This window comes from Micromonospora parastrephiae (assembly GCF_016802865.1).
GTDB classification, from domain to species: domain Bacteria; phylum Actinomycetota; class Actinomycetes; order Mycobacteriales; family Micromonosporaceae; genus Micromonospora; species Micromonospora parastrephiae.
Map to the genome: position 1 here is coordinate 1 of NZ_JAEVHM010000285.1, position 5,235 is coordinate 5,235.

Annotated in this window: 5 protein-coding genes and 1 pseudogene; all 6 read right to left on the minus strand. The window is 74.4% G+C overall.

Annotated elements, in window-relative coordinates; genetic code table 11:
• Window positions 1-919, minus strand: a 919-nt coding sequence (locus JNW91_RS29425) for a transcription antitermination factor NusB (protein WP_305070428.1), incomplete at its 3' end; no start/stop codon positions are given.
• Window positions 874-1,800, minus strand: coding sequence for a methionyl-tRNA formyltransferase (fmt, locus tag JNW91_RS29430; protein WP_203178767.1), 927 nt, complete (start codon window positions 1,798-1,800; stop codon window positions 874-876). The genes JNW91_RS29425 and fmt, both read right to left, overlap by 46 nt.
• 5 nt (window positions 1,801-1,805) lie before the next feature.
• Window positions 1,806-2,363, minus strand: a complete 558-nt coding sequence (gene def / locus JNW91_RS29435) for a peptide deformylase (RefSeq protein WP_203178768.1) — start codon at window positions 2,361-2,363, stop codon at window positions 1,806-1,808.
• A gap of 44 nt (window positions 2,364-2,407) precedes the next feature.
• A complete protein-coding gene (locus tag JNW91_RS29440) occupies window positions 2,408-3,676 on the minus strand; it encodes a cytochrome P450 (protein WP_203178770.1) in 1,269 nt (422 codons plus the stop codon).
• 108 nt (window positions 3,677-3,784) lie between these two features.
• Window positions 3,785-4,768 (minus strand): AAA family ATPase, encoded by a 984-nt coding sequence (locus tag JNW91_RS29445; protein ID WP_203178772.1) that lies wholly within the window; start codon window positions 4,766-4,768, stop codon window positions 3,785-3,787.
• 278 nt (window positions 4,769-5,046) lie between these two features.
• Window positions 5,047-5,235 (minus strand): annotated as a pseudogene (locus JNW91_RS29450) (hypothetical protein); the annotation flags it as partial.

Sequence of the window (5,235 nt, forward strand, 5' to 3'; positions counted from 1 at the left end):
CGCCGGGGCCCGCGCACAGGTCCAGCCAACGCCCGTCCGGGCCGTCCAGCGGCGCGTCGGCCAGGGCGGCGGCCACCAGTTGGGAGCCCTCGTCCTGGACGTGGGCGCGGCCGTCGGCCACCGCCGGCACGTCGCCCGGCGCGCCTCCGGGCAGATAGACGGCGTACGGCGAGAACGCGCCCGGCGCGCCGCCGACCTGGTCGGCGAGCTCGATCGGGTCGATCAGGCCGGGTCGGGCGCACAGGTGCACCGGCGGGCGCTCGTTGTCCTCGATCAGGAGACGGGCCGTCTCGCCCAGATCACCGTCGAGCGCCTCGGAGAAGGCCCGCACGATCCACTGCGGGTGGCTGTACGCGACCGCCAGGTGCCCGACCGGGTCGGTCTCCATCGGCGGGGCGAGCTTCGCCACCCAGCCGTCGGAGTCGCGGGTCGACACCTCCCGCAGCACCGCGTTGGCGAACCCGGTCGCGCCGGGCGCGACCGCGCGGACCAGGTCCACGGTCGACGAGACCGCGGCGTGCGGCGGCACACGGGTGTGCAGGAGCTGGTACGCCCCGATCCGCAGCGCGTCACGCACCGGCGGGTCGATCCGGGCCACGTCCCGCCCGGCCGCGTCGGTGAGGATCGCGTCCAGCGTGCCCAGATGACGCAGGGTGCCGTAGGTCAGCTCGGTGGCGAAGGCCGCGTCCCGGCCGTACAGCCCCTCCTCGCGCAGGATGATGGGCAGCACCAGGTTGGCGAACGCGTCGTCGCGGTGCACCGCCGCCACCGCCTCGTACGCCGCGCGGCGCGGCCGGTCCATCGGCGGTCGTACCGGCCGACGGTCCGCGCCGCGACCGGTGGAGCGCGGCGGACGTGTCCCCTCCGGGGCCGTCACGCGAGGTCCTCGCCGGCGCCGACGCGGACGCCACGCGCCCAGTCGGTGGCCGACATGGCCCGCTTGCCCGCGGCACGCACCTCGCCCAGGCGCACCGGCGCGGTGGCCGTACCGGCCAGCACCCGGGCCTTCTCCACCAGCAACTCCCCCGGCTTCAGCTCCGGCCCGTCGGGCACCGGCACGACCGGGCCGAGTTTCACCCGCTCGCCCCGGAACGTCGTCCAGGCGCCCGGCGCCGGCGTGCAGGCCCGGATCCGGCGGTCCACCGCGAAGGCGGGGTCGGCCCAGCGGACCCGGGCGTCCTCCACGGTCAGCTTCGGTGCCAGCGACACCCCGTCGGCGGGCTGCGGCTCGGCGCGGGCGGTGCCGTCGGCGATCGCGTCGAGCACCGCCACCAGCAGTCCGGCGCCGGAGTCGGCGAGCCGCTCCAGCAGATCGCCGGACGTGTCGGCGGGGCGGATCTCGTCGGTCAGGGTGCCGTAGACCGGGCCGGTGTCCAGGCCCTGCTCCAGCTGGAAGACGCTGGCGCCGGTCAGCTCGTCACCGTGCAGGACGGCGTGCTGCACGGGCGCGGCGCCCCGCCAGGCCGGCAGCAGCGAGAAGTGCAGGTTGATCCAGCCGTACCGGGGGATCTCCAGGGCCGCCGGCGGCACCAGCGCGCCGTACGCGACCACCGGCACGCAGTCCGGTGCCAGCTCGCGCAGGCGGTCGAGGAACTCCGGGTCCCGGGGGCGGGCCGGCGTGAGCACCTCCACGCCGTGCTCGTCGGCCCACTCGCCGACCGGGGAGCGGGACAGGCCACGCCCACGCCCGGCGGGCGCGTCGGGCCGGGTGACCACGGCGACCAGCTCGTGCCGGGAGGCGGCGACGGCGGCCAGGGCGGGGACGGCGACGGCCGGCGTACCGGCGAAGATCACGCGCATCCGGGTCACCGACCCAGTCCGAAGGGGTCGGTGATGTGCGGGCTCAGCTTGACCGTCGGCGGGGCTGCCGCGTCGTACCACTCGGCCTGGCGGATCGCCTTCATGGCCTCCTTGCGGCCGGCGGAGTCGAGCCGGTCCAGGAAGAGCACGCCGTCGAGGTGGTCGGTCTCGTGCTGCACGCAACGGGCCATCAGGCCGGTGCCGACGATCTGCATCGGGTCGCCGAACGAGCTGAAGCCCTTGGCGATGACGTTCTGCCGCCGCTTGGTGTCGAAGTAGAGCCCGGGGATGGACAGGCAGCCCTCCGGGCCGTCCTGCTCCTCCTCGTCGGGGAACTCCAGCACCGGGTTGACCAGGTGCCCGAGCACGTCGTCGACGTCGAAGGTGAACACCCGCAGGCTCACACCGAGTTGCGGCGCGGCCAGGCCGGCGCCGTTCTGCTCACGCATCGTGTCGGTGAGGTCGGCGACGAGCCGACGCAGCTCGGCGTCGAAGTCGACCACCGGATCGGCCGGCGTGCGCAGCACCGGATCCCCAAAAAGACGGATGGGCTGGACGGTCACGCGGGACGGCTCCTTCGTGGGTGGGGCGAGCGGCGCGTACCAGTCTACGGAGTGCCCAGGCGCGTGCCGGCCGGCGTACCTCGATCGGACGCCGCCGGTGTGCCGAGCGTCACCAGCAGGCTCTCGTAGCCGCGCAGGGTCAGCCGGGTCCGGTGCCGGGGCGTGCCGGCCAGGGCCAGCTCGGGCAGCCGGCGCAGCAGCAGCGGGAACGCCACCTGCGCCTCCAGGCGGGCCAGGCCGGCCCCGAGGCAGTAGTGCGGGCCGGCGCCGAAGGAGAGCGGGTGCGCCTGCTGGCGGGTCGGGTCGAAGCACCGTGGGTCGGGGAACCGGCGCGGGTCGCGGTTGGCCGCGCCGAGCAACAGCAGCGCCGTGCTACCGGGCGGCAGGTCGAGCCCGCCGCAGCGCACCGGCGCCGTGCTGGTCCGGGTGGTCAGCTGCACCGGGGAGTCGTAGCGCAACAGCTCCTCGACGTACGCCGGGGCGAGCGCGGGGTCGGCGCGCAGCGCGTCGGCGGCCGCCGGGTGGCGCAGCAGCACCACGAGGCCGTTGCCGAGCAGGTTGGTGGTGGTCTCGAAGCCGGCCACCAGCAGCACCACCAGGTTGGCCAGCAGTTCGTCGCCGGTGAGCCGCTCACCGTCGGCGTCGTGTACCTGGACCAGCGCCGTGGTCAGGTCGTCGGCCGGTTCGCGGCGCCGGGCGACGATCAGCTCGACGAAGTAGTCGCGCAGCTCGGCGGCGCCCGCGTCGGCGACCGCCAACTCCTCGGTGGTGATCTCCGGCTCCAGGACACCGGTCAGGTCACCGGCCCAGCGACGGAACAGCGGCCGGTCGGCCGCGGGCACGCCGAGCAGCGCGCAGATCACCCCGACCGGCAGCGGGTACGCGAAGTCGGCCAGCACGTCGACCGGCGCGCCGCCCTCGGCCCGGGCGATCATCGCGTCGAGCAACTCCTCGGCCTGGGCACGCACCACGTCACGCATTCCGGCGATCCGGCGCGGGCTGAAGGCCCCGGCGGCGAGGCGGCGCATCCGACTGTGGTCGGGCGGGTTGGTCCGCAGCATGGACCGGGCGATCGACGACACCGACGGACTCTCCCGCCAGTTCGGCCAGACCTGGTCGCGCAGCGCGTCGTCGAGCACCCCGAGGCGGGGGTCGCGCAGCAGTTCGTCGACCTCCGGGTAACCGGTCACCACGTACAGCCCCGGCAGCGCCTGCACCACCGGCCCGTGGGCGCGCAGCCGCTCGTACGTCGGGTACGGGTCGACGCGCCCCTGCGGCGACATGAGCAGTGTGAGCGCCTCGGCAGCCTCCATGGCCGGCCTCCCCCGTCGATGCGTCGGAGGCTCCATCATGCCCACGCCGTCCACGCCTGGCATCACCTGAGGGCGGGAGTCGCCTGTCGGGCTCGGCCCGCGTCGGGCTCAGGCGTTGGCGCCCGGGTCCCCGGCGAGCACCGCGTCACCGCGGAGCAACGCGGGCTCCGGCAGCGGCAGCTGGATCTTGTGGGCCGCCTCCCAGTCGTAGACCAGGCCGGGGCGCACCTGCGCGGCGAAGTAGTCGAGGGCGCTCATGCCGCCCACGACCGGTTCGTCGACCTCCGCGACGAGTTGCGCCGGGACGAGGGAGAACCCGTTCTGCAGGGCGGCGCTGAGCCGGCGGTGGCCGTCGACGACGAAGAAGTACTCGCCCGTGAACCCGATCTTCAACGGCTCCAGCCCCTCGTCACCGGCCTCGGCGACGTCACCGACGAACTCGGTGTCCCACAGTCCGCGCAGGGTCGCGATGTCCTCGGTCGGGTAGACCCGGGCCGGGTCCAGCAGCAGCAGCGGCGGGCCGTCGCGCAGCACCTCGACGCCGAGCGTCCCCTCGTACGCGGCGATGATGTGCTCGACCACCTCGGACGCCGAGGCCCGGGTGGTGTCGCAGATCAGGTCGTAGTTGCGCAGTCGCGCCTTGTCCACCCCGTAGCGGACGATGAACCGGCTGCGCTCGCTCTCGCTGCGCTCGCGGAGCTTCGCCTTGGCCTCCTCCAGCGAGGCGTAGCTCTCCGCCGGCCCCGACGGTCGGGCCAGAACCCGGCGGGCCGCCTCACCCGGCTCGGTGATCATGTGCACCTTGAGCGCGTCGGTGAAGAAGTGCCACGCCAGCCGGGAGTCCATGACGAGGCGCTCGCCGGAGGCGGCGATGTCCCGCTGGAGCTGGTCGACGTAGCCGTCGACGGCCTGGTCCAGCTCGGCGTGCAGGTTGAGCTGCAGGGCGGTCATCTGCCGCTGCTGCGCCATCTCCCGGTAGAGGTCACCCACGCTGACCCGACGCATCCCTAGCCGGTTGGCGATCTCCACCGACACGGTGCTCTTGCCGCTGCCGAGGTCGCCGTTGAAGACGATCGATTGTCGAACGGTCACGACTGGTCCACCCCTGATAACCGGCTGTTTGACATCATCGACATCGCGTCCGACCGACGCGTTCCCGCCACCGTCGCGCCGTCCTGCGCCGGCTCCGGCTCGGCGCGTCTGACGCCGCACCGCAACCAGGAACCGCCGTACGCCCGGGCATGACGGGCGATGCTACCACTCCACCGCCAGCGCTTTGCCGGACGCGGTGTGCGGGAGCCACCGCCGCGGACCAGGTCGCGGACCGCCGGTGCCAGCCGAAACGGTCGCGGCGGGCCTGGCCGAGACGGTCAGAACAGGCTCAGCGGGTCGACCTGGAGACGGACCGGATCGGCGGCCTTGCGGGCTGCCCGCGCCCCGGCGGCCGAGTGCAGCGCCTCGGCGAGCGCGGCGGCCCGGGCCCGGGGCACCCGGACCAGCATCCGCTCCCGCCCCTCGTCGGCGGGCACGGCCCGAGCACCTCTGCGTCGTCGGGCAGC

What these genes read in the sequence shown, in the direction of transcription:
- fmt (WP_203178767.1), bottom strand. Translation starts at nt 1,800, where the DNA reads ATGCGCGTGATCTTCGCCGGTACGCCGGCCGTCGCCGTCCCCGCCCTG.
- JNW91_RS29440 (WP_203178770.1), bottom strand. Translation starts at nt 3,676, where the DNA reads ATGGAGGCTGCCGAGGCGCTCACACTGCTCATGTCGCCGCAGGGGCGC.